At 71.3% G+C, this 25017-nt stretch carries 21 protein-coding genes; 10 read left to right on the forward strand and 11 right to left on the reverse strand.

Annotated elements, in window-relative coordinates:
- Nucleotides 1-9: 9 nt before the first annotated feature.
- Genes N8K70_RS12815 through N8K70_RS12840 form a run of 6 tightly spaced genes read right to left on the reverse strand, consistent with a single transcriptional unit; the run spans nucleotide 10 to nucleotide 7135 of the window.
- Nucleotides 10-1215, reverse strand: a complete 1206-nt coding sequence (locus N8K70_RS12815) for a polysaccharide biosynthesis protein (RefSeq protein WP_317138734.1) — start codon at nucleotides 1213-1215, stop codon at nucleotides 10-12.
- A gap of 53 nt (nucleotides 1216-1268) precedes the next feature.
- Nucleotides 1269-2546, reverse strand: a complete 1278-nt coding sequence (locus N8K70_RS12820; RefSeq protein ID WP_317138735.1) for a hypothetical protein — start codon at nucleotides 2544-2546, stop codon at nucleotides 1269-1271.
- Complete coding sequence (locus tag N8K70_RS12825; RefSeq protein WP_317138736.1) at nucleotides 2536-3252, reverse strand: SGNH/GDSL hydrolase family protein; 717 nt, start codon at nucleotides 3250-3252, stop codon at nucleotides 2536-2538. Before N8K70_RS12825 ends, N8K70_RS12820 begins: the two co-directional genes overlap by 11 nt.
- 52 nt (nucleotides 3253-3304) lie before the next feature.
- Nucleotides 3305-4558 (reverse strand): glycosyltransferase family 4 protein, encoded by a 1254-nt coding sequence (locus N8K70_RS12830; RefSeq protein WP_317138737.1) that lies wholly within the window; start codon nucleotides 4556-4558, stop codon nucleotides 3305-3307.
- Nucleotides 4545-6569, reverse strand: a complete 2025-nt coding sequence (locus N8K70_RS12835) for a glycosyltransferase (RefSeq protein WP_317138738.1) — start codon at nucleotides 6567-6569, stop codon at nucleotides 4545-4547. Before N8K70_RS12835 ends, N8K70_RS12830 begins: the two co-directional genes overlap by 14 nt.
- Nucleotides 6569-7135 (reverse strand): LbetaH domain-containing protein, encoded by a 567-nt coding sequence (locus N8K70_RS12840; protein ID WP_317138739.1) that lies wholly within the window; start codon nucleotides 7133-7135, stop codon nucleotides 6569-6571. Before N8K70_RS12840 ends, N8K70_RS12835 begins: the two co-directional genes overlap by 1 nt.
- A gap of 39 nt (nucleotides 7136-7174) precedes the next feature.
- Here N8K70_RS12840 and N8K70_RS12845 point away from each other — a divergent pair, with 39 nt between their 5' ends.
- The 5 genes from N8K70_RS12845 to N8K70_RS12865 all read left to right on the forward strand — a co-directional run bounded on the left by N8K70_RS12845 (nucleotide 7175) and on the right by N8K70_RS12865 (nucleotide 13213).
- Entirely contained in the window at nucleotides 7175-8443 is a 1269-nt protein-coding gene (locus tag N8K70_RS12845; protein WP_317138740.1) for a glycosyltransferase, read from the forward strand.
- A gap of 128 nt (nucleotides 8444-8571) precedes the next feature.
- Complete coding sequence (gmd, locus tag N8K70_RS12850; protein WP_317138741.1) at nucleotides 8572-9723, forward strand: GDP-mannose 4,6-dehydratase; 1152 nt, start codon at nucleotides 8572-8574, stop codon at nucleotides 9721-9723.
- Nucleotides 9720-10700 (forward strand): GDP-L-fucose synthase family protein, encoded by a 981-nt coding sequence (locus N8K70_RS12855; RefSeq protein ID WP_317138742.1) that lies wholly within the window; start codon nucleotides 9720-9722, stop codon nucleotides 10698-10700. Before gmd ends, N8K70_RS12855 begins: the two co-directional genes overlap by 4 nt.
- A gap of 7 nt (nucleotides 10701-10707) precedes the next feature.
- Nucleotides 10708-12564: a DUF4012 domain-containing protein gene (locus tag N8K70_RS12860; protein ID WP_317138743.1), complete on the forward strand. Its 1857-nt coding sequence runs from the start codon at nucleotides 10708-10710 to the stop codon at nucleotides 12562-12564.
- Between the two features lie 100 nt (nucleotides 12565-12664).
- A complete protein-coding gene (locus N8K70_RS12865; RefSeq protein ID WP_317138744.1) occupies nucleotides 12665-13213 on the forward strand; it encodes a hypothetical protein in 549 nt (182 codons plus the stop codon).
- Nucleotides 13214-13264: 51 nt separating this feature from the next.
- Here N8K70_RS12865 and N8K70_RS12870 read toward each other — a convergent pair whose 3' ends face one another.
- Complete coding sequence (locus tag N8K70_RS12870) at nucleotides 13265-13936, reverse strand: endonuclease/exonuclease/phosphatase family protein (protein ID WP_317138745.1); 672 nt, start codon at nucleotides 13934-13936, stop codon at nucleotides 13265-13267.
- Between the two features lie 93 nt (nucleotides 13937-14029).
- Here N8K70_RS12870 and N8K70_RS12875 point away from each other — a divergent pair, with 93 nt between their 5' ends.
- Genes N8K70_RS12875 through N8K70_RS12890 form a run of 4 tightly spaced genes read left to right on the forward strand, consistent with a single transcriptional unit; the run spans nucleotide 14030 to nucleotide 18906 of the window.
- On the forward strand, nucleotides 14030-15679 hold the full coding sequence (locus N8K70_RS12875) for a sensor histidine kinase (protein ID WP_317138746.1): 1650 nt from the start codon (nucleotides 14030-14032) through the stop codon (nucleotides 15677-15679).
- Nucleotides 15676-16812: a hypothetical protein gene (locus N8K70_RS12880; RefSeq protein ID WP_317138747.1), complete on the forward strand. Its 1137-nt coding sequence runs from the start codon at nucleotides 15676-15678 to the stop codon at nucleotides 16810-16812. Before N8K70_RS12875 ends, N8K70_RS12880 begins: the two co-directional genes overlap by 4 nt.
- 10 nt (nucleotides 16813-16822) lie before the next feature.
- Complete coding sequence (locus N8K70_RS12885) at nucleotides 16823-17851, forward strand: glycoside hydrolase family 6 protein (RefSeq protein WP_317138748.1); 1029 nt, start codon at nucleotides 16823-16825, stop codon at nucleotides 17849-17851.
- 47 nt (nucleotides 17852-17898) lie between these two features.
- Nucleotides 17899-18906 (forward strand): response regulator transcription factor, encoded by a 1008-nt coding sequence (locus N8K70_RS12890; RefSeq protein WP_317138749.1) that lies wholly within the window; start codon nucleotides 17899-17901, stop codon nucleotides 18904-18906.
- A gap of 36 nt (nucleotides 18907-18942) precedes the next feature.
- Here the strand turns inward: N8K70_RS12890 and N8K70_RS12895 are convergent, their stop codons facing one another.
- Both N8K70_RS12895 and N8K70_RS12900 read right to left on the reverse strand, forming a co-directional pair.
- On the reverse strand, nucleotides 18943-20409 hold the full coding sequence (locus N8K70_RS12895) for a glycosyltransferase family 2 protein (RefSeq protein WP_317138750.1): 1467 nt from the start codon (nucleotides 20407-20409) through the stop codon (nucleotides 18943-18945).
- Between the two features lie 115 nt (nucleotides 20410-20524).
- Nucleotides 20525-21220, reverse strand: a complete 696-nt coding sequence (locus N8K70_RS12900; protein WP_317138751.1) for a fructose 1,6-bisphosphatase — start codon at nucleotides 21218-21220, stop codon at nucleotides 20525-20527.
- 332 nt (nucleotides 21221-21552) lie between these two features.
- On the opposite strand from N8K70_RS12900, the gene N8K70_RS12905 reads away from it, so the two are divergent.
- Entirely contained in the window at nucleotides 21553-23307 is a 1755-nt protein-coding gene (locus N8K70_RS12905) for a sensor histidine kinase (protein WP_317138752.1), read from the forward strand.
- Nucleotides 23308-23346: 39 nt separating this feature from the next.
- Here the strand turns inward: N8K70_RS12905 and N8K70_RS12910 are convergent, their stop codons facing one another.
- Nucleotides 23347-23988, reverse strand: a complete 642-nt coding sequence (locus tag N8K70_RS12910; RefSeq protein ID WP_317138753.1) for a hypothetical protein — start codon at nucleotides 23986-23988, stop codon at nucleotides 23347-23349.
- 150 nt (nucleotides 23989-24138) lie between these two features.
- Nucleotides 24139-25002 (reverse strand): tRNA pseudouridine(38-40) synthase TruA, encoded by an 864-nt coding sequence (truA, locus tag N8K70_RS12915; protein ID WP_317138754.1) that lies wholly within the window; start codon nucleotides 25000-25002, stop codon nucleotides 24139-24141.
- Nucleotides 25003-25017 lie beyond the last annotated feature (15 nt).

Consider the following 25017-nt stretch of genomic DNA (forward strand, 5'->3'; position numbering starts at 1 on the left):
TCCGGTCCCTCACTGTCGCTTGAGTTCGACGAATCCGGCGACCGACCGGACCAATTGCATCAGGATCGCAGGGAGCCATTGCAGGAGGAAGGCGAGCGACACCTGCACGATGTCACTCAGATCGAACAGGGCGAGGACCGCGATGAGCCAGACGAGCAGGAGCGCCGGATGGATCCACGAGTGCTTGAGCCACCCGCGCGACGCGTTGATGGCGTTGAGCATGTAAGCGGTCTGCGCGGCCCCGAAGCCTGCGGCGATCACGGTCAGCGGGACCTCGAGTCCCGCGTAATCCGCTCCCAGGAGCATCAGGAGCAGGGGCGCGCAGACGGCGACGAAGACGACGAACGCCAGCACCACGGCGGCATACACGGCGACGGACAGGACGTATCTGGGAAGCAGCACGGCACGTCGCGCCTCCGTGCGCGCGAAACGTGGGGCGACCATGTCCGTCACCACCGCATTGACGATGAGAAAGGCCGCTCCGAATCGGGACATCGCACTGAACTCCGCTACGATGTCGGCCCCTCCCTCCACCGCGATGAGCGCGAGGAAGACCTGTTCCGACACGATCAGGGCGGCCACGGACGGGAGGGCGCGCGCGATGTTGTGCCAGAGCGTCCCGCGCAGCTCCGCTTCCGGGGGCGAGCGTCGCGGGATCTCGCGCAGCGCCAGGGACCGGTAGACCATCAGAGACATCACGTTGACCGAGGCGATGGCGATCACGAGCGCCCAGGCGCTCTGCACCCCCAGCGCGGACAGGACCAGCACGACGACGAGCCGGATGGCCGCGGAGGCCAGCGGGACGCGCCGGAGCGGGCTCGTGCGGTACGTCAGACGCAGGTAGGCCTCGTAGCGCGCCGTGTGGGGCACCGGGGCGAAGGCGAGCAGGAACGACAGGGTCACGAGGAGCGACGAGGCGGGTGTCTGGCCCGACGCGGTGAGCAGAAGGAACAGCCAGAGCGCGGCCGTGCCGCCGATCACGGCGCTCAGCAGCCCCTGCGCCCGCCGGGCGGTGGCGAAGAGCGCGGAGACGGCGAGCGGACGGGAGATCCGCTTCGCGCCCTCGGCGAGGAGAGTGGCGCCCACCCCGGCGTCCAGGAGGACGGTGACGGCGGCGAGAACGGCCGTCGCCACGGAGTACGCGGCGTACTCGTCCTTGTCGAGGCTTCGGACGATGAGGATGCCCACGACGAAGAGCACTGCCTGGATCGCCACCTGGCCGGAGGCATGACGCGTGAATGCGCCGGCCAACGCCCTGCGTCCGCCCATCAGACGTCCACGGTCCGCCGCCGCGCAGGCCCCGTGGCCGACACCGACGAGTCACGACGGGCAGAGGCGGAGGCCAGAGCGACGACGCCCGCGCAGATCCCGGCAAAGCCCTGCGTCGTCGGGCTCTGTGTGACGGGACCGGACAGTAGCACGGGCGCCAGAGCAGCGACGAAGGTGACGAAAGTCATCGACACGTGGCGCGCCCGCACCGCGACGACTCCGACCAGCCAGAGACCGAGGATGAGCCGCGCCATCGCGAAAAGGAGCCCGACGAGCCCGAGCTCCGCGACCCATCTGATGGAGTCGGTCTCGATCCACTCCGCGCCGGAGCCGAGGGAGATCCCGACCTGGCTGTGCACCCCCATGCCCTCCCCGATCCAGGAGGGGACGTAGGCCACGAATCCGAGCGTCTGGCCGACGATCCGGCGGACCACGTCCTCCTCCCCGGCTGCCGTGGCGAATCTGTCGAGGAACGAGCGGACGACGCCCGGGAAGGCGGCGCTGATCACCCATGCGGTCGCGCCCAGGAGGACGGCAAGGCCGAGCAGCGGCTTGACGACGGCCGCGCCCCGCGTCGCTGCGAGCTTCCACAGCCACGCGGCGAACACGACAGCGACCGCGACCACCGCGCCGCGCGCACCGGAGATCCCGACCGTGAGCACGACCAGGCAGATGCACGAGAGCCGGGCGACGGACGAGCGCATCGCAGCGCTGAGCACCGCCGCAGCGGCGAGCGTGAGGAAGAGCGTCATGCCGATCGGTGCACTGAACGTCCCCGTGACCCGCACCACGTCGCCGTTGACGAAGGAAGCGGCATCCTCGACGACCTCGCGGTTGATCCAGGACCGGGGCGGGCTCACGACCTGCACGACCGCGATCGCGGCCTGGAGGGGCACATAGAGGACGATCACCCGGAGCACGCTGGCGAGGGTGCGTTCCGAGCCGTACGCCCACAGGAGGCCGAGCATGAGCAGCGGAGCGAGGTAGCCCCGCAGTCCCGCGAGCGCGACGGCGGGGCTCGCGAGCGCCCCGATGACGTGCACGATGCCGAGCAGGCCGAGTGCGATGCCGATCGCCCAGAGGAGGCCGCTGCGTCGGGCGGCGCGCGCCGATGACAGCATCAGGACGGCGATGATCAGGACGACGACGACGTCGCGGAGGACGTAGAACAGCGCGTCCACCCCCGGCACCCACTTTCGGAGGGCCCCCTCCAGCACCCAGAGATGCACCGCGAGGACGGCTCCGCCGCGCGCGAGGCGCTCCCCGTCACCGCGCATGTCGTCCTCGCCGGGACTCCGTGTCGCCGATCCATGTCGTGACGAGGTCCGCGAGCTTCGCATGCCCGGAGTCGTTCGGGTGGAAGTGGTCGGCGAAGTAGTCGGACCAGGCCTTCAGGCCCGGCTGTGTGGCGACGAAGTGCGGCGCGACCTTCTCGGCCACCGCCGCGTACCGGGCCTGCCCCTCCGGCGCACCGGGGAAGAACCGGGCGTCGATGTGCGGCGGCCCGAGCACGAGGACCACGGCGCCGCGTTCCTCGAGCATGAGAACGAGCGCGCGGAGCGCGCGCTCGTAGTCATCGATCGACAGGAGGACGTCGCTCCCGGCGCACGCCATGAGGACGTTCTTCGTCCGCCAGCGCAGGGCGGACTCCACGCGCTCGAGCACATGCTTCCATCTGCGCCGGGAGAAGTACGCCCGCGGGTCCATCCACCCGCGCCGTCGGTAGCGGCGAGGGAGCAGGCGAAGCGCTGCGTCCCGCGGCCGCGGGATCGGCTCGGTGACGCCGTGGGCGATGACCGCGTACGCGACGTCCGCGGGCTCGGCCCGGAACCGCTCCGCGGAGTCCGCCACGGTGGAACCGCTGACGGAGTAGTCGAGCAGGCGGAGCCCCGTCCGTGCGGCGACGAGGTCGGCGTAGCGTCCGCCGCGCACGCCGAGACCCTCGACGATCGAGTCGCCGAAGATCGCGATCACGTCGCTCATGCGCTCCTCGCCCGGGAAGGGACTCACCCGAATCGGGCCGGTCGACTCCACCCTAGTGAGCGCCGCATCCCGACGACGACTGCTCGCCGCGGCGGAGGCTGCCGCCGAGCAGCCCGGCGAGCCTCGACGCGACGGTCGCGGGCGAGTAGTCCGTCCGGACACGACGTTCTGCACGCTCGACGATCGCCTGTGACAGCGGCGTGCGTCCCGCCTCCCAGAGCGCATCCGCGAGGCGGGCAGCGTCGTCGCCGTCGAGGACGACACCCGTCAGGGCGTCCTCGACGAGCTCGGGGATGCCGCCGGCGGCGGTGGTGACGACGGGCACTCCGCGCGCCATCGCCTCCATCAGGGCGACGGGGATGCCGTCGCCGTCGCGAACGGTGCCACGCTCTCCGTACATGCGAGGCAGGAGAAGGAAGGCGTCGGCGTCGTCAAGCGCCGAGAGCGCGTCGGCGTGAGGCAGTGCGCCGCGGAGAATCGTCGTGACGTTCCGACCCCCCGCATCACGCTGCCAGCGTTCGATCCGGTCGCGCACGGGCCCCTCGCCGACGATGGTCCAGGTCACCTGTCCGCGGCGAGATGCCATCTCGATCGCGCTCATCATCTCCTCGTAGCCCTTGCTCTCGATCAGGCGGGCGACCGTCACGACCCGCAGGCGGTCCGGAAGTGGCTGCAGGCGCGTTCGGCGAGGCGGCAGGTGCACGAGACAGGGGATCACCTCGCCGCCCGCCTCGGGATGGTCCGCACGGAGGGTGCGTCGCACCGCCTCGCTGGCGAACCGGAAAGCCGTGACCCGTCCGAGGAAGGCGCGATGGTCTTCTGACCGCCGAAGATCGGCATCGCCGGCATGGACCGTCACCACGACCGGCGTCGTGGGCGCGGCCGCGCGCACGGCGACCTCCGCCGTGTGCGCGAGGAAGTGGGCGTGCAGGACATGCTCCTCGCCCAGGCGCCGAAGGGCACGGGCCAGGCGAAGACCATGAGCGTCGACCGCCCAGCGCGAGAGCGCGGCGCGCAGCCCCCTTCTTCTTCGCAGTCGGGGCACCCGGAGCCGCCGGGGTCGTGCGACGGCGGCGAGGACGGCCCAGGGGAGCAGGCGGAGAAACCCCGCGGGCGGCGCGATGTGCTCGGCGGCACGCACGAGGTCTCTCGGCGGCCGGCGCAGGCTGTACGAGAGGACCCGCGCGCCCCGCTCCCGGAGAGCGAGGATCTCATTGCTGACGAACGTCTCCGAGTAGGACGGGTGGACGGCGCTCACCGTGACGATGACGGGGAGGGGCGTCCGCCGGTCGTCAGCGTCCGCCATGTCGGACTCGTACGCTCTCGGCGATCGAGAGCCAGCGCCCCGCCACCGCAGACCAGTCGAAGACACGCGGGGCGCTCTCCCGCGCGGCGGCGGCCGCGATCCGCCAGCGCTCGGGCTCGGCGATCTCCGCGATCGCCGACGCGAGTCGCTCCCCGTCGGGCGCCGGGACGATCACGACGGCGTCCTGTTCGACCAACGATGCCGCCGCGACGGCGTCGCTCGTGACCGCCGGCAGTCCATGGCACAGCGACTCTGCGAGGGAGATGCCGAAGTTCTCATCGTCGCTCGGGGCGAGGAAGACGTGCGATTCCCGATAGAGCTCCCGCTTCCCTGCAGGCCCCACATGGCCGAGGAAACGGACATGCTCTCGAACGCCGCGCCTCTCCGCGAGCTGTTCCAGCCTCCGCACGAGCCGCGGATCGCCCGTTCCCGCCAGGCACAACGAGGCGTCGGCCCCCCGCTCACGGCACACGGCGAGCGCGTCGATCATGAGGTCGACGCGCTTCTTCTCCGCGATCCGTCCCACGGACAGCAGATGCAGCTCCCCACGCTCGACGGGCGCGGCCGGCGCGTCGCCCTCCTGCGTCTCCACGCCGATGCCCGCGACCTCCACACGACGACCGGGGCGGGCGCGGACGAGGTCCGCGCGCTCGGCCGGGGAGCCCGTCACGAAGGCGGCCACTCCCGGGTCGACGAGCACGGAGGCGACGAGGTCGAACAGCGTCTTGCGTCGGGGCTTGCGTGCACGGTCGTACGCCGTCAGCGTCCCGTGCGGGGTCAGCAGCACCGGAACGCCGCACACCCGAGCGAGCACAGCGACCGCCGGCAGCCACCAGAGATAGTAGCCGTGGAGGATCACGACGTCCGCGGCCCGAAGGAGTCGCGCGAAATCGACGAGCGACAGCGTCATCGCACCGCGTCGGACGGCGAGACGCCGAGCCCGTCGGACCACGGTCCCCTGGAGGTCCGCCTCGTCGGCGTCGAGCACCGTCGCGCCCGATGTGCTCCTCATCTCGACGATGACGTCCGTGACACCCGTGGTGCGCCCGAGAGCGTGTCCGAGTTCGAGGGCGTTGCGCGGCGGTCCTCCGTCCGTCGCGGCGAGCGTGTTGATGACCTGGAGGATGCGGAGGGGGCGGCCGTCCGCGCGTCGTGCCTCCCCGGCGGCGTCTCGCCTCAGCTCCCGGGTCTTGAGGCCGATCTGCCAGTAGTACATCGACAGCGCGATCGCGTAGTCGATGCCCGCGCGGCCGTCGAGGAAGCCCCCTCGAGCCACCGCCGAATAGAGGAAGAACAGCACGGGCTTGCCGGGAACCGCGTCGAAGACCCGCCCTTTGAGCGTTCGACGACGAGCGACGTCGCGGCGGACGCGGTCGTTCTCGCGGAGGTGGGCCTCCCAGTCGGAGTAGCGGTTGTGGCGCTCGAACCAGGTGCGGACCGGGTCCGGGTCGTCGTGAAGGATGCGCGCGCGGAGCGAGACGACCCGCCCGGATGCGATGGGCTGGTAGTGCCCTTCGAGCTCCCCCATGCCGGGCGCGTCGAGATCGTCCACGACGGGGAAGCGCACCCGCGAACGGTGCACCAGCGCACGCTTGGTCACACGATGGCCGTGTCGGAGGATGCGACCGGCGAAGCGATAGGCGAGATCGATCTCGACGGCGGCGACGTCGACGGAGGAGAAGGGGAACGCGCGCAGCTCCTCAACGAACTCCGGCGTGGGGAACTCGTCGGCGTCCAGGAACAGCACCCAGTCGTGGCGTGTCCTCACGTTGTCGAGCTGCCACTGCTTCTTCTTCGGATAGCGGCCGTCCCACGTGAACGAGACGACGTCGACACCTCGCGACCGAGCGATCTCCGCCGTTCGATCCGACGAGTCGGAGTCGACGACGATGACCTCGTCGAAGTCGCCCAGCGCGTCCAGGCACTCTCCGATCCCGGATTCCTCGTTCTTCGTCTGCACGAGGACCGTGATGGGAAGGCGCCTCTCGCGGACATCGGCGCGAACGCGCATCACGACCCGTCCCGCCGGAAACGGAGACCGGTCCTTCTCGCGGGGTTGCCCGACCAGATCTCCCCGGCCGGCACATCCCCCCGGATGACGGTCATGGGCGCGGCCACGGCGGACCGCCCCACGTGGGCGCCGCCCAGCACCAGGCAGCGTGCGGAGAGCCAGGCGCCGTCGTCGATCCGTATGGCACGCGTGAGCAGGGCCATGTCGCGCCGGTGGGCATGGCTTCCCGTGGTGAGCATCGTCTCCTGCGAGATGACGACGTCGCTGCCGACGGACACGTCGTCCTGGTTGTGGAACCAGACGCCCTCGCCGATCCACGACCTGTCCCCGATGCGGAGCTTCCACGGGAACCTCACCCGCGTCCGGGGCCGGAACACGACGCCGCGACCGATCTCCGCCCCGAAGACGCGGAGGACCTGCGCACGCAGCCGCGAGCTGATCTGCCAGGGGTTGCTCACGAACAGCAGCTCGCACACCGACCAGGCGTAGACGACCCAGACCGGCCGGTCCCAGCTGGCCCGCTCGCCCGGCGCCCGCGAGAGATCGATCACTGACGTGTCTGCCACGGCGCCCTGCCTCTCGTGCATCGTTGTAATGTTCAGGCTATGCCACGTCCGCTGCGCCGCACGGTCGTGCTCGGCATGAACTATCCGCCCGAGTCGACCGGCATCTCGCCGTACACGGGCGGCCTCGCACGAGGGCTCGCGCGGCGGGGGATCACGACGCAGGTGCTGACGGCGCACCCCCACTATCCCGCATGGCGCATCGACGAGGGGTACGGCCAGTGGAAGCGCGCGGAGCGCTCCGAGGGGGTGGAGGTGCTCCGGCTGCGCCACTACGTCCCCGCACGACCCCGCGGCCTCGCCCGTCTGCTCTCCGAGGTCACCTTCGGGATCCGCCTGGCCACGACGCCATGGGGTTCCGCCGACGCCGTCGTCGCCGTCTCGCCCGCCCTCTTCGCGACGTGGATCGCGACCGCGCGGGCGCGTCTGACGCATCGCGACGCGCCCTTCGTCGTGTGGGTGCAGGATCTGTACGGCCAGGGGATGTCTCAGCTCGAGGGCGACGGACTCGCCGCGAGGATACTGCGCTCGGCGGAGCGGCGTCTCCTCAACGGCGCGGATCATGTCGTCGTCATCCACGACCGCTTCCGCGCCCGCGTCCGGGACGATCTGGGGGTCGACGATTCACGCATCTCCGTCGTCCGCAACTGGAGCCACGTCGACAGGACGCCGCCGACCGACCCGACGGGCACGCGGGCGCTGCTCGGCTGGGGGCCGCACGAGCGGATCGTCCTGCACGCGGGCAACATGGGGCTCAAGCAGGGACTCGACAACGTCGTCGCCGCCGCCAGAGCGGCTCACGAGCGGGGCTCCGCGGTCCGCTTCGTGCTTCTGGGCGACGGCAGCGAGCGGGAGCGCCTCCACCGGGAGGCGGCGGAGCTCCCGAGCCTGACGTTCACACCCGCGCTCGGCGACGACCTGTTCCTCGCCGCGCTCGGCGCGGCCGACGTGCTCCTCGTCAACGAGCGTCCCGGCGTGACGGACATGGCCGTCCCGAGCAAGCTCACGTCGTACTTCGCCGCCGGCCGGCCGGTGCTCGCCGCGACCGACGCCCACAGCATCACCGCCGACGAGGTCCGTGCCGCCGGGGCGGGCGTCGTCGTACCGGCGGACGAGCCGATCGCGCTCCTCGACGCGGCGCTCGCCCTGTGCCACGACGCGCCCGCCGCGCTCCGACTCGGAGCGAGCGGAAGGAGGTACTGCGAGACCGTCCTGGACGCCGAGCACGCCGTCGACCGCTTCGCCGAGCTGCTGTCCGACGTCGTCCGCCGTTCCCGTGCCGAGGGCCACCGGCAGCGCACCGTCGCCTGAGCCGATCCGCACACGGCCCCCGGCCGGATCCATGAGGGCCTGGCGGGCGAACCGGACTCCAGTATGCTGATGCCACCCCAGTCACGACGACGCCCCCGCGCCGCCTCCCTCCCCCGCAAAGGTTCCCCGTGACGCAGCAGCGTGCACTCATCACAGGCATCACCGGTCAGGACGGTTCCTATCTCGCCGAGCTGCTGCTGGCCAAGGGCTACGAGGTGCACGGCCTGATCCGCCGGGCCTCGACGTTCAACACCAGCCGCATCGACCACCTCTACGTCGATCCGCACGATCCGCGCGCACGCCTCTTCCTCCACTACGGAGACCTCTCCGACGGATCCCGCCTCGTCGCGCTCGTGTCGCAGATCGCTCCGCACGAGGTCTACAACCTCGCCGCGCAATCGCATGTGCGCGTGTCCTTCGAGGAGCCCGAGCACACCGCCGACATCACCGGCACGGGGACCACGCGCCTCCTGGAGGCCGTGAGGGTGGCGGGCGTCCCCGCGCGCTTCTACCAGGCCTCGTCCTCGGAGCTGTACGGCAGCACGACGCCCCCTCAGGACGAGAGCGCTCCCTTCCGTCCGCGTTCCCCCTACGCCGCCGCGAAGCTCTACTCGTACTGGATGACGCGGAACTATCGCGAGGCCTACGGGATGTTCGCCGTCAACGGCATCCTGTTCAATCACGAGTCGCCCCGCCGCGGCGAGACGTTCGTCACGCGCAAGATCACCCGGGCGGTCGCCGCCATCTCCGCGGGCCGTCAGGAGCATGTCTACCTCGGCAACCTCGAGGCGATCCGAGACTGGGGATACGCCGCCGAGTACGTCGAGGGGATGTGGCGGATGCTCCAGGTCGACGAGCCGGACGACTACGTGCTGGCGACGGGCGTCGGGCACTCGATCGCGGAGTTCCTCGGTGCGGCGTTCTCGCACGCCGGCCTCGACTGGCACGACCACGTGCGATTCGACGAGCGGTATCTCCGCCCGACGGAGGTCGACGTGCTCGTCGGCGACGCGTCCCGTGCCCGGGATCGGCTCGGATGGAGTCCCTCGGTGGAGGGACTCGAGCTCGCCCGGCTGATGGTGGACGCCGACATCGAGGCGCTCGGGCACGCCGGGCGCCCCTGGATCGACACGGTCCGCCTCTCGTCCTGGCCGGACGCCTCCGACGCACCCGCGCCCAGCGGGCCGTCCTCCGTCCCACGGCTCGACGACGAGAACCCCTTCGGCGAGACCGGGCAGCGCGTCGGCCGCCGTCGCGGCTGCGCGCAGGGGACAGCATGACGAGCGCTCCGGCCGACGCCTCCGACGGCGATCCGCTCGATCGCGAGGCGGCGTTCTACATCGCGGGCCACAGGGGGCTGGCCGGTTCCGCGCTGTGGCGAAGGCTCGAGGCCGCCGGCTTCCGACGTCTCGTGGGGAGGACGTCCGCGGAGCTCGACCTCCGCGATCGCGACGCCGTGTTCGCCTTCTTCCACGAGACGCGGCCACGCTACGTCGCGCTCGCCGCAGCCCGCGTGGGCGGGATCCTCGCCAACAGCACGGCCCCCGTCGACTTCCTCAGCGACAATCTCCGGATCCAGACGAACGTCATGGACGCCGCGCGCGCGACCCGCGTCGAGCGGCTCCTCTTCCTCGGCTCCTCGTGCATCTATCCTCGCCTCGCGACGCAGCCGATCCGGGAGGACGCCCTTCTCACCGGCCCGCTCGAGCCGACCAACGACGCCTACGCGATCGCGAAGATCGCCGGCATCCTGCAGGTCCAGGCCGTGCGCCGCCAGGACGGTCTCCCCTGGATCTCCGCCATGCCGACGAACCTCTACGGCCCGGGCGACAACTTCTCGCCCACGCGGTCGCACGTGCTGCCCGCCCTCATCCGCCGCTACGACGAGGCGGTCCGCGACGGACGGGAGTCCGTGCGGAACTGGGGCACCGGCGCGCCTCGACGCGAGTTCCTCCACGTCGACGACATGGCCGATGCCTGCCTTCATCTGCTCGAGCACTACGACGGCCCGTCGCAGGTCAACGTCGGCACGGGAGTCGACGCCACCGTCGAGGAGATCGCCGGGCTCGTCGCCGAGCTCGTCGGCTACACGGGCCGGACGGAGTGGGACACGGCCAAGCCCGACGGCACGCCTCAGAAACGGCTGGACGTCTCCCTGCTCTCGTCGACCGGCTGGTCGCCGCGCATCGGCTTCCGCGAGGGGCTGGCGAGCACGATCCGGTGGTATCGGGAGCACGTCGGCGACGTCCGGCGGTGACGCTCGGATGACGCCGCACAGCTTCGGCCGGTCGGATGGGCGCGGACGACGCGCCCGTCCGTGCCTGCGGGAGCGGCCGCGCGACTCGTGGCGGACGTCGGATCCCGGGCGCGCCTTCCGCGTCGTCCTCCTCGGCGTCCTCGCCGTCCTCGTCCTCGCCGGCGCATGGGTCGGGGTGAGAGGCGCGCTCGCCTCCGCGCATCTCGCGGAGGCCCAGCGACTCGCCGGCGAACTGCAGGAGACCGTGCTCGCGGGCGACGAGGCGTCCGCCGGGTCCCTCGACGCCCTCGCCGCCGAGACCTCCGCCGCCCACGCCCTCACGGACGATCCCGTCTGGCGGGCGGTGCAGGTCCTCCCCTGGGCGGGGCCGCCGATGCGCGCCGCCTCGACGATCGCCTCGGCTCTGGACGACGTCGTCTCCCGGACCGCTCTCCCCCTCGCCGACGAGGCGGTCGACGCGCTCGAGGAGCTGAGACCGCAGGACGGCCGGATCGATCCCCAAGCGGTCGCCTCGCTCGCCGAGCCGTCCGCCCGGGCGGCGTCGGCCGCCCGCGCCGCGGCTCGCGAGGTCGACGCCATCGACTCCTCTCCCCTCACGGGATCCCTCGCCGGCACCGTCGAGCAGGTGTCGGCGGCGCTCGACGGTGTCGCCGACCTCAGCGAGGGACTCGCCAACGCCGGGGACCTGCTCCCTCCGATGCTCGGCGCAGAGGGCGAGCGCGACTATCTCGTGGTGTTCCAGAACAACGCCGAGTGGCGCTCTCTCGGAGGCATCGCCGGGTCCCTTCTGCTGCTGCACACGGACGACGGTCGGGTGTCCCTCACGGGGCAGGACGCCGCGAGCAGCATGACGAGCTACGACGACAGCGTGCTGCCCCTCGACGCGGAGGTGACGAGCGTCTACGACGACCGGCCCGGCAGATACGTCCACAACACGACGCAGGTCGCCGACTTCGGGGTCGGCGCCCCGCTCGCGAGCGAGTTCTGGTCGCGCGAGCACGGGCAGGTGCCCGACGGCGTCCTGTCGCTCGACCCCGTGGCCCTCTCGTACCTGCTCACCGCGACCGGACCCGTGACGCTCCCCACCGGCGACGTCCTGACGAGCGACAACGCCGTTCCCCTTCTCCTGAACGAGGTCTACTCCCGCTACCCCGACCCGGTGCTCCAGGACGCGTTCTTCCAAGCGTCCGCCGCGGCGGTCTTCGACAGACTGCTCGGAGGAGACGTCCCCACGGCGTCGCTCGTGCAGGCGCTCGCGCAGGCGGGCGCCGAGCATCGCGTCCTGGTCTGGAGCGCGGATCCCGAGGAGCAGGCGATCCTCGACGGCTCGACGCTCCAGGGAGGCCTTCCCGAGAGCGACGACGACACGACCTCGTTCGGGGTCTTCCTCAACGACGGCACGGGCTCGAAGCTCGACTACTACATGTCCTCCGGTGCGGAGGCGCAGTGGTGCACGTGGGTGCCCGGGGGCCGTTCGTCGGCCTCCCTGGTCGTCGAGCTCCGCAGCGACGTCCCCGCCGACGTCATGTCGCTCGCCCCTCACGTCCTCGGGATCGACGAGGAGGGGAGGACGACGGCGGGCACCCCGCCCGGCGTCGTCCGGACCGTCGCGTACATCTATCTCCCCGAGGACGCCACGCTCGACGGGCTGGACACGACGGCCGGGACGGCCCGGGAGGTGGGCATCCACGACCGGCGCCGGGTCGTCGTCTGGGAGTCCGACACGACGCCGGGGGCGACGGCGACGCTCTCCCTCGTCGCGAGGACGTCCGGCACCGGCCCGTCACTGGACGTCCGGACGACCCCCTCGCTCCACGACCTCGGGGACCCGTCCGCTGGCGCCGGGTGCCAGAGTGTGCAATAGTGCGGTTGACAGCGCGACCGAATCCTCGGCCGGCCCATCCCTTCCCTGATCTTCCGGCAACACCGTCGGCGGAGGCGAACCGATCATGAGGACGAGAACCATGAAGCGACGTGCATCGCTCATCGCCGCGTTCGCCGTGGCCGCGGCACTCACGTTCGCGGCTCCTCTCGCGGCGAACGCCTACACCCCGTCCGGACCCGACGGCGGATCGACCGACGTGACCCCCGGAGAGCCCACGACGATCGGATTCGACGGGTTCTCGCCCAACGAGGACGTCACGTTCGCGCTCACGGGCGAGAACGCCTCCGGCGCGACGCTCGCGACGATCGTCCGCGCGCAGATCGAGACGACCTCGACGACGAAGCAGGCGGACGCCGAGGGATCGACGACGGTCACCGTGACCCTCCCCTCCGATGCGTTCGGCACGTACTCCCTCACCGCCACGGGCGAGACGAGCGGAGCGGCCGCGAGCACGACGCTCGACACCGGCGTGTCCGCCCCCGAAGACGACTCCGACGGCGACAGCCTCAGCCCGACCGGCACGGACATGAGCTCGATCGGGCTCTGGGTCGGCGGCGGCGCTCTGGTGCTCGGCGGCGGCGCGGTCATCGCGGCGGTGGCGCTGCGCCGTCAGCGCCACGACGGCTGACGGACGTCGCGAAGAGGGGCCGGCGCGGCGGCGCCGGCCCCTCTTCGCGTCTCAGCGGCGGTAGCTCGCGCTGACGAGGATCGGCAGGTGGTCGCTCCTGCCCTGCGGCAGGGTCGTGACGTCGTCGATCGTGAGGCCCGCGGACGTCGCGAAGTCGTAGTGCCCCTTGAAGAAGCGGTACCGGGTGTACGTTCGCGCGTCGCTGAGCGTGAGGTCGTAGCCCTCCCCGCGCACGCGCTCGTGCAGGCGCTCCTTGAAGACGGGGTAGTTGTAGTCCCCCACCATGAGCGTCGGGAGACCCGGCCCCAGCCGCTGCAGCGCCCCGAGCGCCGAGCGGATCTGCTGGCGCCGCAAGGAGTTCAGCGCCGTCAGGGGCGCCGCGTGGAACGATGCGAGCACGACCTCGCGGCCGGCGTCGATGTCGAGCATCCGCACGCCGAGGAGCCGCTCGTGCGCCGGCCTCAGCAGGATATCGTGCAGCGATCGCTTGAGCGACAGGACGACGACCTCGCCGAGCCGGAACATGTTCTCGCGGTAGTAGAGCGCGAGCCCCAGGCGGTTGCGCTCGGTCGCCTGCGCGAGCTTCAGCCCCGCGATGTGCGGAGGCAGGGCCGTGGTGTCGGCCTCCTGTACGCACAGCACGTTCGCCTCCCACCGCTCCACGAGCTGCTCCAGCTCGGCAGCCGCGGCGTGCTTGCGCAGGTTGTACGAGATGACCCTCATCGTCACAACCGTACGCCTCGCGCATGGGCCGATCGTCCGAGAGGGCTATGGAAGCGCCGGAAACCCGCGACACGCCCGGGATAGAATATTCGTATGGCGACGGAGAACATCGGCTGGGCGTCGCGCCCGGTCATCTCGACACGGTCGCGGTCGATCTGGCGGTGGCAGCTCGTGCTCGCCTTCAGCGCCGTCGCGATCGCCGCGGTCGTCGCGCTCCTCATTCCCGATCTCTTCACGAGCCCGCCGTACGTCTCCGGCATGCTCCTGCTCATCGCGGTCACCCTCGTCGCGATGGCGCTCCCCTGGGAGCGCCTCCCCAAGGGGCTCATCCTCATCGTCCCCTTCGCCGACATCCTCGCCATCGGCTCGATGGCCTCGGCCAGCGACAACCGCCTCGGCTTCCTCTGGGTGTTCCCGATCGCGTGGATCGCGACGTACTACGCCTACCCGTGGCTCGCCCTCGGGATCGGCACGGTCACGGCGACGCTCCTCGTCAGCAGCATCGCCTCGGGGTTCACGGCCGCCAGCACCCTGCGCCTGCTCGTCATCGTCATCTGCCTGGGATTCATCGGCACGACCATCATGATCGGCTCCGACCGGGCACGCGCCTCGTCGCGCCTCCTGCGACGGCAGTCGGAGCACCTCCAGAGGACGATCGGCCGGCTCCGGATGCAGGAGCAGCGCGGCACGGCGATGCTCGACGCCCTCCGGAGCGCCGTCGCCCAGATCGACGACCGGGGCCGCGTCCGGGCGACGAACAGCGCCTATCGCCGGCTGTACGGTCTCGACGGCCTGCCTCAGGGCCATCCGAGCCGCTCGGTGGAGTACGCCGCGCGACGGGGCGACCCCCTCGCCCCCGATCAGATGACCGTGGCGCGCGCGGCACGCGGGGAGACCTTCGAGTCCGAGCGCGTCTGGCTCTTCGACCCGAACGGCGAATGGCGCGCCCTGAGCATGTCGGTGCAGCGGATCCACGAGGACGGGCACTCCGACATGATGATCGTCGCGGACGACGTCACCGAGCAGGAGAACGCCGCCCTCGAGCGACACTCCCTGGCACGCATCGTCACGCACGAGCTGCGCAATCCCCTCACCGCGATCGTGGGCCACTCCGACCTCCTGCTCGAGCGGGACGACCTGCTCCCCGAGGTGCGCGATCAGACCCAGGTGATCCAGCGAGCGGCCGAGCGGATGCAGCAGATGGTCGCGGGCATCCTCGAGGAGCGTGCGATGCCCTCGGACGACTGCGACGCCGTGCTCGATCTGCGCTCCGTGATCGACGCGTCCGTGGAGGCGTTCGGCGCGGCGGCTGCGATCGCGGGCGTGGACCTCGCGCAGCACGTCGAAGGGCCGCTGCCGCTCGTCGGCGACACCTTCCGGCTCCGCCAGGTCGTGGACAACATCGTGAGCAACGCGATCAAGTACACGCCACGCGGCGGCCGGGTCACGATCGAGGCGAGGGCCGACGACGACGGGGTCCTCCTCACGGTGTCCGACACGGGCATCGGGATCGCGCAGGCGGATCTCCCGCGGATCTTCGACAAGTATTTCCGCGCGGAGTCGGCGCGCGCGAACGCGCTCCCCGGGAGCGGGCTCGGACTGGGCATCGCCCGCGACATCGTCACGGAGCACGGAGGCTCGCTCGGCATCTCCAGCGATCTCGGGCACGGAACCCGTGTCGACGTGAGGCTGAACGCGAGACGAGGGACGGACGTCTCCCTGCTCGCCTCGGACGCAGCGTGAACGCCGCAGGCCAGAACGTCTCGTACCTCGCGCTGACGACGCTCGCCTCCGTCGTGATGATCGGTCTCGGCTTCCTTCCGCGGCCGTCCCTGCCGACCGGGCTGTGGTCGTTCGCCTTCTCCCTCGCCATGATCTCCTCGTACCTCTCGATCGGCGCCGCCACGATCGGAGCGGACGTCCTGCAGGCCCTCGGCGCCGGTCTCTTCCTCGCGGCCAATGCCTTCCTCTGGCTGGGTCTGCGCGTGCGGCGAGGGACGGGGCGCGCGCACTGGATGCTCGCCGTCGGCTATCTCGTCGGCTCGCCGCTCGCGCTCCTCGCGACAGCGGGGTCTCCCGCCTATGCCTGGACGTTCCGCATCGACTTCTCGGTGTCGGCGGTGTTCGCCGTCCTCATCATGATCGAGCTCATCCGGCTCGCCGCGCCGAGGCGCGAGGAGGTCTACCCCCTCCTGCTGACCGCCGGGGCGTTCGTCCCCGTCGCCGTGTTCGTGATCGTCGACGGGATCAGCCAGGTCCTCTCCGGACGACCGTGGGCGGACGAGCTCACGGGGGTGCGGGGAGTGAACACCGTGGCGGTCGGGGTGTACGTCATGTCCGCCCTCATCACCCTTCTCCTTCTCACGCGACAGGCACCGCCGGAGGCGCCAACGGGCGCATCCGACGTCTTCGCGCGGGTCGCCTCCGTCCGGCTGCGCCGGGCCGAGGCCGTCGACGACGGCTGGTGGTCCCTCATCGAGGTGCGGCTCGACGATCCGGATGCGCTGCGCGAGGCGTTCGGCACGTCGAACCTCGAACGGGTGGCCGCGGGATTCCATGAGGCGGTCATGGCGTCGCTTCCGCCCGACGCCGATGTGCGCGACCATGAGGGCACGCGCATCGTCGCTCTGATCCATCGCCCTGACGAGCCGCTCCGCCGCCTGCTCGCCGAGATCCTCGAGCGGGTCTCGCGACCCGACGCCGACGATCACGTCCCGTTCCTGCCCTCGGCGAGCATCGGCTGGGCTTCCGTCGACGCCGTCGGCTATCGTCTCGACGCTCTCGAGGCCGCCGCGCGCGACGCCGTCGAGGAGGCGACGGAGGCGGGAGGGGACAGGTGGGAGCGCGCCCGCTCCGCCCCGCGCCCGGTCGTCTAGAGTGTCGGGAGTGGGCCGTCGCATCGCCGTTCATCGGCCACGGTTCGAGCGCTTGCCGACGTGGATGACGGTCGTGGCCGCCGGCGCGGCACTGGCGCTCGTGATCGCCCTCATCGCGTGGGGGGCGACCTCGTCCGTGTCGACGTTCTACACGATCATGACGACGCCGCCTGCCGTGGGCACCTCGTTCATCGCGCCCGACATCTCCAAGGCGCACCGCTCCCTCGACGACGACTCGCTCGACGACGACCAGCGGCATGCCACGGCGTACCTGGCGGCGCAGCCCGCGACGTACTGGCTCACCCCCGAGCAGGATCCGGTCGGGCAGGCCGGCGACACGGTGGGCGCGCTCGCCGCGCAGGCGCGGGAGGAGGGCGCCGCGTTCGCGGTCGCCGTCTACGGCCTGCCCGGGCGCGACTGCGGGAACCACTCCGCGGGAGGCCTGTCGGAGGCCGGGTACCGCACGTGGGTGGAGGAGATCGGCCTCGCCCTGAGGAACGCGCAGGATGTGCAGAAGGTCGTGATCCTCGAGCCGGACAGCCTCGCCCTGGCCCCCGAATGCGGCAACCTCGACGAGAGGACGGTCCAGCTGCGCGAGGCGGTCTCGGCGCTGCAGGCCCCCGGCGCGTGGATCTATCTCGACGGCGGGCACAGCGGGTGGCTCGATGCGCAGCAGATGGCCGGGCTGATCTCGGCGATCGACGTGGCGGGCTCGGTGCGCGGCTTCGCGACGAACGTCTCGAACTACCGTTCGGTGGCGGACGAGTTCGCCTACGCCCACGAGGTCGCGTCGTATCTCGACGGGATGCACGCCATCGTCGACACCTCCCGCAGCGGCGCGGCGACCGCGGGCGAGGAGTGGTGCAATCCTCCCGCCCAGACGGTCGGCGAGCCGAGCGGGACCCGCGGCGACGAGGTCGTCGACGCCAACCTCTGGATCAAGCCCCCCGGCGAGAGCGACGGACCGTGCAACGGCGGGCCGGCGGCCGGCGTGTGGTGGCCGGATGCAGCGGTCTCCCTGACGGACGGCGTACGGTGACCGTTAGCATGAACCGGAACCGCTGACCGCGACCCCCTGGAGCCTCCATGAGCGACCCCGGCGCCCCGATGAAGACAGCCGTCATCGTCGAGGACGACCCCGACGTCCGCCATCTGCTGGTGGACGTGCTCGAAGCCGCGGGCTTCTCGACGGTGTCCGCCGGCAACGGCATCGACGGGGTGCGCGCGGTGCTGACGTACCAGCCCCTCATCACGACGCTCGACGTGAACATGCCGGGCATCGACGGCTTCGAGGCCGCGCGGCGGATCCGCGCGGGCAGCGACACCTACATCATCATGCTCACGGCGCTCGAGGACGAGGCCGACGTCGTGCTCGGCCTCAGCGCCGGCGCCGACGAGTACCTGAACAAGCCGTTCCGGCCGCGAGAGCTCCGCGCCCGCATCGACGCGCTGCTGCGCCGCCCGCGCGCGGCGGCCGCGACGTCCGCACCGCGACAGGCCGCGACGGGGCCGTCCTTCCCCGGCGCCCGGCCGACGACCACTGCCATCCCGGTGACGCGCGGCGAACCGGCCGCGATGCCGACGTATCCGGTTCCCGGCGTCGCGCCGCCCGCGCGGACCGAGGAGCCGCGGCGCCCGGCGTTCGACGAGCCCTCGGCGCCCGCGCCGGGGGATCCGATCGTCGTCGAGGCGGACGCCGGGCCGTACGAGCCCTCGCCGTCCGCCGCCGCCGGCCCCCACTCCGCCCTCGGGCCGCACACGCTCGTGCACCGCGACCTCTACGTCGACCCGGAGAGCCGTATCGCGGTGATCGGCTCGAGTGAGCTCGAGCTCACCCGGACGGAGTTCGACCTGCTCTCGACGCTCATGGAGTCGAAGCGGCGCGTGCGCAGCAAGGCGGATCTGACGCTCGTGCTCCGCGGCGAATCGTATGTGACGAGCTACTTCGTCGGCGAGGCCGACAAGCGCGCGATCGAGGCCCATATGACGAACCTGCGCCGCAAGCTGGGCGACAGCCCCGTCACCCCGCGGTACATCGAGACGGTGCGCGGCGTCGGCTACCGTCTCACCTCGGACCTGTCGCAGGCGTACTGAGCGGGGCGCCGTCCGTCGCACCGCGCCGGAGGCGCTTCAGACCCGGTAGCCCTGCTGACGGCGAAGGAGCTTGAACGCCATCGAGACGGTCTGCGTGACCGTGACGACGCCCAGGACGGGCCATCCGACCCACAGGATGGACGACTGCACGACGGCGCCGAGCATCGTCCAGATGACGGCGACGGCGACGAGGACGACGCCGAGCAGCGCGAAGGGGAGCCAGTAGGTGCCGCCCCCGCCCTTCTCCGCGCGCGCCTGCATGGCCCAGTTGTCGACCTTCTTCCGGGAGAGGAAGCGCGTCCACGAACGGAGGAAGTGGCTGAGCCGCACCCACATGAACAGCTCCGCGGGCACGATGAGACCCGCGAACAGATAGTCCCTCCTCGTGCGCGAGGCCATCGTGTGCGCGATGCGCAGGTTGAGCGCGGTCGCCACGACCGGCGGGATGAGCCACCACGGCGAGAACACGAACGCGCTGATCGAGAGGGAGCCGGCGAGGAGGAGCAGGAACGCGATGCGGACGAAGAGGTTCGTGAGCATGCTGACGTTCTCGAACCATCGCAGACGCAGGTTCGGGTGGAAGGGGTGGCCCTTCGTGTCGCCGCGCTGGCCCGGCCACATGAGCTCGATGGCTCCGTACGTCCACTTCACCTGCTGGGCGTCGTAGGCCCGCAGGGTCGTCATGCCGCCCACGTCGGCGCGGGCGAAGGGGCTGATCTTCGTGAGGTAGCCCGCGCTCTTGATCTGCAGCGAGAGGAGGGAGTCCTCGACCTCGCTGTCGCGCACCCACGGCGTCGACTGGTGGTTGGCCTTCATGACGTCTCGGAGCGCCGCCGTGGAGAAGATCGAGAACTGGCCGCCGAGCACCGCCATGTTGCGGCCTCGCAGGAGGTTCTGCATGTTGAAGGCCGCGAACTGCGTGCGCTGCCCCGCGATGAGGAACTTCGCGATCGCGCCCGAGACGGGACGGGCGTCGATCGAGTAGATCGCGGAGATGCCCCCGATGCGGGAGTCGGACACCGCCTCGTTCTCGAGATGCTCGACGGCGTGCTCGTCGGCGACGGTGTCGCCGTCGACGCCGAGCAGGTAGTCGTACCCCTCCACGAGCGAATAGCCGTAGTTGAGGGCGCCGACCTTCTTGTCGGGGTTCTTCCCGATGTCGTGGACGAACACCTCGGTGAACTGGTCGCCGAGCTCGGTCGAGACCTCGTGCGGCCCGGCGAACCGCGATGCGACGCGGACCGTGCCGTCCGAGGAGTTGTTGACGACGACATGGATGACGTCGGGCACGCGGGTCTGCGAGAGAAGGGACTCGACGACGGCGCCGATCGACTCCTCCTCGTTGTACGCGGGGATGACGCATCCGATCGTGGACCGGTGACCGGGGACGTCCTCCAGCACCGAGGAGAAGTCCTCCGCGAAGCCGGCGGCCTCGATCTCCGCCGGGCCCGAGAAGGGGATGATCTCGGGGAGCGGGAGCGGAGCGTTGTCCGAGGGGGTCACGATGGTTCCTGTCGTTCGTGGATGTGTCGTCGACTCGAGTCTGCCGCGGCGGTCTTCGCCCACGCCCCGGTCCGGGTCAAGCGCTCCTCAAGGTCCGCGCAAGACCCGGGCCCGGTCAGCCGTCCGACGCATCGGGGAAGATCCGGATCGGCAGGGTCTGGTAGACCGTCTGCTGCTGGAACGAGTCGTCGTCGGACGCGGCGCCCTCGGCGGAGAGCGTGAGCGCGAACTCCAGGGTGATGCCCGTCGTGCCGGCCGGCAGCTGCGAGACGATCGTCTCGGGAACGAGCAGCCCGCCCTGGTAGCTGTTCAGCAGCAGCCCCCGGTCCGAGCGCAGCGTGTCGGCCGGCACCAGCGTGCGCGGGTCCACCGTGAGCTGGAAGGATCCGGCGGACCGGTCGGGGCTCAGGGTCGACGTGATCGACACCTGCGAGAGGTACACGCGCCGTTTGTCCGCGAGCACCGACTTCTCGGCGACGCGGTAGTCGTAGACGTTGACCGCGAAGCCGAAGGCCTTGTCGGCGGAGGCCGTCCACTCCTCCGTGCGCTTCGGGTCGGCGGCCCACACGTCGATGCGGACCTCGAGATCGTCGGCGACGTCGCTCGTGAGCGAGACCGATCCGTCGTCGGTGAACGCCGACTCCAGCGGCGCTCCCGTGCCGGCCGAGGAGGGCGCAGGCGACCGCTCGACGGCCGCCTGCGCCTCGATCGCGGACAGCACCTGCGTGCAGCCGGCCGTGAGAGAGGCCGTCGCCAGGAGCGTGGCGACGGCGGCGGAGCGGATCAGGGCTCGGCGGATGGATGCGCTCATGATGACCGTTCTCTCGATCGCGATCGTGCGGGGGCGTCCGCACGTCTCCGCGGGGGGACGGAGACGTGCGGACGCCGTGATCGCCGCTGCTGCGCACCGGGGTGTCCGCGAAGCGGCGCGATGCGCTCGGATCCGCACCGTCGTGCCCCTCCGCAGAGGGTCACGGACACATGCAAGCACCTTCTGCGGTCGCGCGAGGCCGTCTGCGAATCTCTCGCGCCTTTGTGGGCGGAGTCTTGAGCCGACGTTGAGGTTCACACGCCGACCCCCTCGTCTTCAACGTTGAAGTGGCCGTATCATCGGTCCCATGAGAACGGCGGCGCGGAGGTGCGATGCCCCTCTTCGAGAGTGAGCGGAGCCCGCGAGGACGACTGCGGGTGTTCGTCCGCGCCCAGCTCCCGTTCCTCATCGGGATGCTCTTCGTCCTCGCCATCACGTGGATCGCCTTCCCCGATCGCATCGTGGCCGCCCCGCTGTGGGCGGCGGTGACGCTCGTCGGCGTCGCATCGCTCGCGTCGGTCGCCGTCCCGTGGGAGCGCATCGGCGGCGAATGGCTGGTGCTCGTCGCCGTCGCGGACATCGTCGCCGTGGCGATCATGCGCTCCGTGCTCTTCCCCGCGCTGCCGGCCGTCGGCATGCTCGTCATCTTCCCCGTGCTCTGGCTCGCCTACGGGTTCTCACGCCCCGCGATGGTCCTCGCCGTCGCCGGCACCGTCTTCGTGACCTCCTACCACTTCGTCCTCGAGGGGGTCTGGCCGGCCGACTCCACCGAATGGGCGAACGTGATCGCGTTCCCGGCGCTCATCCTCGCCGTCTCCATCGTCGTCAGCATCGCCGCCTCCCATCTCCGTGGCAGCCAGGCCCGGCTGCTCGAGTCGTACCGGCTGCAGGAGGAGGCGCTCGTCCGCGCGCGCAACAGCGAGGCGCTCATCCAGAGCATCCTCGACACCGTCGACGCGGGCGTGGCGTTCTACGACCGCGAGAACCGCCCCGCCGTCTCCAACCGGATCGCCGCGAGCGTCGCGAGCACGGTCGGCTTCGACCTCGGCGCCCCGCCGTTCGCGGGCGAGAACGCGTTCGAGGCCGACCGCACGACCGCCATCCCGCCCGAGCAGCAGTTCCTGCCGCGCGCATTGCGGGGCGAGGCGCTCGACGAGCACCTCGAGTGGATAGGACCGCCCGACGACCAGCATGCGATCGTCGTGTCGTCACGGCCCGTGCTCCGCGACGACGGACAGGTCATCGGCACCGTCGTGGTCACGTACGACGTGACCGAGCTCGCCGACGCGCTGTCGCTGCGAGAGCAGTTCCTGTCGACCATCTCCCATGAGCTGCGCACGCCGCTGACGAGCATCATGGGGTATCTCGACCTGCTCCAGGACGACGCCGACCTGCTTCCGGCCCACAGTGTGCGGTATCTCGGGGGCCTCGGGAACGGCGCGCGATCCCTCGACCAGCGGATCCGCGAGCTCCTCGCCGCCGCCGACGTCTCCGAGCGGGTCCGTCGCCGCCCCCGCCCGATGCTCGACCTCCTCATCCAGGCGCTGGAGAAGGTGAGGCCGCTCGCCGCGGACCGGGACATCCGCCTCGTCGTCCAGCACGACAGCCACTCGCGGGTGCCCGTGTACGTCGACGGCCAGAAGATCGTCCATGCGCTGCAGGAGATCGCGTCCAACGCCGTGAAGTTCAGCCCCGATCACAGCGCGGTGCGCATCACCGTGTCGTCGTCGAAGACGCTGTCGCGGATCACGGTGGTCGACGAGGGCCCCGGCATGACGCGCGCCGAGGCGAACCGCGTGTTCGAGCGCTTCTACCGCACCCAGTACGCCCGTGACAACGCCGTCCAGGGCTTCGGCCTCGGCCTCGCCGTCGCCGAGGCGCAGATCAAGGCCCACGGCGGGCACATCCGGATCACCAGCGAGCCGGGCCGAGGCACGTCGTTCACGGTCGAGGTCCCGCATGCGCTCCCGGACGTCCCCCCGGGCGAGGCGAGCGGGGCGGGTCCCGCCGCCGGGCCCGGGTCGGGAGAGCGGACGCCCCTGACGGGACCCGCGAGCAGAGGCCCTCGGGGAGCCGTGCGGACGTGACCGCGGCGTGAGCCGGAACGGTCGGCCCGGGGCGGCGGATCAGCCGGCGCTCGCCAGCGCGATCGTCAGCGTGTCGACGGCAGTCTGCTTGGAGTACTCGTCCGACGTGGGAGTCGTCTGCACGAGGAACTCGTATCGCAGCTGCACGGTCAGCTCGGTCGCGCTCTCGGACACGGCACCGATCGAGAAGGTCTGCGAGTAGCTGTACGGCGACAGCACGAGGTATCCGGGCGCCTCGGTCGACGCGTCGGCCTGATCGGCGAGGGCGTCGCCCGCGTCCGGCACGACCGTCATGCTCACCCGCTGGAGATAGACGCCCTGCCCGTCGTCGGGCGTGATCGTCGTCGAGAGCGAGAGGCTGACCGGCTTGACCGCGGCGGGGGTCCACCTGTCCATCGTGAGATCGGACCAGTACGTGACCGTGGCCGTGACCGCGCCGGCCTGGAGCTCCCTCTCCGCGCTGCCCGTCGCGAGGTCGTTGACGACGGGCTCAGGGGACTCCGACACGGCCGGAGCGGTCGCGGCGTCTCCGAAGGTGCGACCGGGGCTCGGTGCCGCGGACGCCGTCGCCTCGGGCGTCGCCACGGTCTCATCGAGCCACGGCGGCGAGCCGCACCCGGTGGCCGTCGCGGCGAGCGCAGCGACGAGCGCCGCGCCGGCGACCCTCGTCGTCACGCGCATGACCGGGCGTCCTCCCTCCCCCGCCCGTCAGTCTAGCCACGGCGCGCTCGTCTCCCCATGGCACCTCACGGTGGGAGGGCGCCGCGCCCGCCGTCCCCGTCCGGGTGCTTCCCGCCGGCGGGGGGGGCGGACGGAGCCGCCCGGATGCCGTCAGCCGCCGACCTCGTCCGCTCCCCGGCGGTTTCGGGTCTGCTCGGCACGCGCGGCGAGCAGGGCGTCGTCGGGATAGCCGACCTCGCCGAGCGTGAGGCCGCGCGCTGCGAGGACGGCGAAGGCGCTCGTGCGTTCGAGCGCGTCGCGGATGGCCCGCAGGACTTCGGCCGTGAGCTTCCCCTCCCCCACGGCGACGCACGCGCCGACGAGGGCGCGCACCATCGAATGGCAGAACGCATCGGCGCGGACGTTCGCGACGAGGACGCCCTGCGCGTCACGATGCCAGTCGAACTCGAGCAGCGTGCGGATGGTCGTGGCCTCCGCGCGCGGCTTGCAGTACGCGGCGAAGTCCCACAGCCCGACGAGCCCGCGGGCGGCCTCGTCCATGGCGTCGGCATCGAGGGCGGCGTGGACGGTCGTCGTGCGGTGGCGCTCCAGGGGGTCGTATCCTGCGACGTCGTCGGCGATGCGGTACTCGTACCGGCGCCAGGTGGCCGAGAAACGCGCGTCGAAGCCCTCGGGGGCCGTCGACGCGCGCGTGACGGTCACGTCCGGGTACTGGCCGAGCACCCCTCGGAGGCGTCGCGCGATCGGCGACGCGGGGTCGTCCGGCTCGGGAGCGCCGCGACGCCGCTGCGTCATCCGCTCCCACGACGACTCGTCGAGGTCGGCGTGCGCGACCTGCCCGCGGGCGTGCACCCCGGCATCCGTGCGCCCCGCGACGACGAGCTGCACGGGCCCGCCCGCGATCCGGGACAACGCCCCCTCGAGTGCGCCCTGCACCGTCCGGAGCCCCGGCTGGCGCGCCCATCCGCGGAAATGCGTCCCGTCGTAGGCGATGTCAAGCCGGATGCGCCGCATCCGTTCAGCCTATCC

Origin of the sequence: Microbacterium sp. AB (genome assembly GCF_032878875.1) — a bacterium.
GTDB classification, from domain to species: Bacteria; Actinomycetota; Actinomycetes; order Actinomycetales; family Microbacteriaceae; genus Microbacterium; species Microbacterium betulae.

Excerpts from the sequence above, each read along its gene's own strand:
- N8K70_RS12890 (WP_317138749.1), top strand. The coding sequence starts at position 17,899 with ATGAGCGACCCCGGCGCCCCGATGAAGACAGCCGTCATCGTCGAGGAC.
- N8K70_RS12820 (WP_317138735.1), bottom strand. The coding sequence starts at position 2,546 with ATGCGCGGTGACGGGGAGCGCCTCGCGCGCGGCGGAGCCGTCCTCGCG.
- N8K70_RS12875 (WP_317138746.1), top strand. The coding sequence starts at position 14,030 with ATGGCGACGGAGAACATCGGCTGGGCGTCGCGCCCGGTCATCTCGACA.
- N8K70_RS12830 (WP_317138737.1), bottom strand. The coding sequence starts at position 4,558 with ATGGCGGACGCTGACGACCGGCGGACGCCCCTCCCCGTCATCGTCACG.
- N8K70_RS12845 (WP_317138740.1), top strand. The coding sequence starts at position 7,175 with ATGCCACGTCCGCTGCGCCGCACGGTCGTGCTCGGCATGAACTATCCG.
- truA (WP_317138754.1), bottom strand. The coding sequence starts at position 25,002 with ATGCGGCGCATCCGGCTTGACATCGCCTACGACGGGACGCATTTCCGC.
- N8K70_RS12905 (WP_317138752.1), top strand. The coding sequence starts at position 21,553 with ATGCCCCTCTTCGAGAGTGAGCGGAGCCCGCGAGGACGACTGCGGGTG.
- N8K70_RS12865 (WP_317138744.1), top strand. The coding sequence starts at position 12,665 with ATGAAGCGACGTGCATCGCTCATCGCCGCGTTCGCCGTGGCCGCGGCA.
- N8K70_RS12870 (WP_317138745.1), bottom strand. The coding sequence starts at position 13,936 with ATGAGGGTCATCTCGTACAACCTGCGCAAGCACGCCGCGGCTGCCGAG.
- N8K70_RS12910 (WP_317138753.1), bottom strand. The coding sequence starts at position 23,988 with ATGCGCGTGACGACGAGGGTCGCCGGCGCGGCGCTCGTCGCTGCGCTC.
- N8K70_RS12900 (WP_317138751.1), bottom strand. The coding sequence starts at position 21,220 with ATGAGCGCATCCATCCGCCGAGCCCTGATCCGCTCCGCCGCCGTCGCC.
- N8K70_RS12835 (WP_317138738.1), bottom strand. The coding sequence starts at position 6,569 with ATGCGCGTTCGCGCCGATGTCCGCGAGAGGCGCCTTCCCATCACGGTC.
- N8K70_RS12855 (WP_317138742.1), top strand. The coding sequence starts at position 9,720 with ATGACGAGCGCTCCGGCCGACGCCTCCGACGGCGATCCGCTCGATCGC.
- N8K70_RS12825 (WP_317138736.1), bottom strand. The coding sequence starts at position 3,252 with ATGAGCGACGTGATCGCGATCTTCGGCGACTCGATCGTCGAGGGTCTC.
- N8K70_RS12860 (WP_317138743.1), top strand. The coding sequence starts at position 10,708 with ATGACGCCGCACAGCTTCGGCCGGTCGGATGGGCGCGGACGACGCGCC.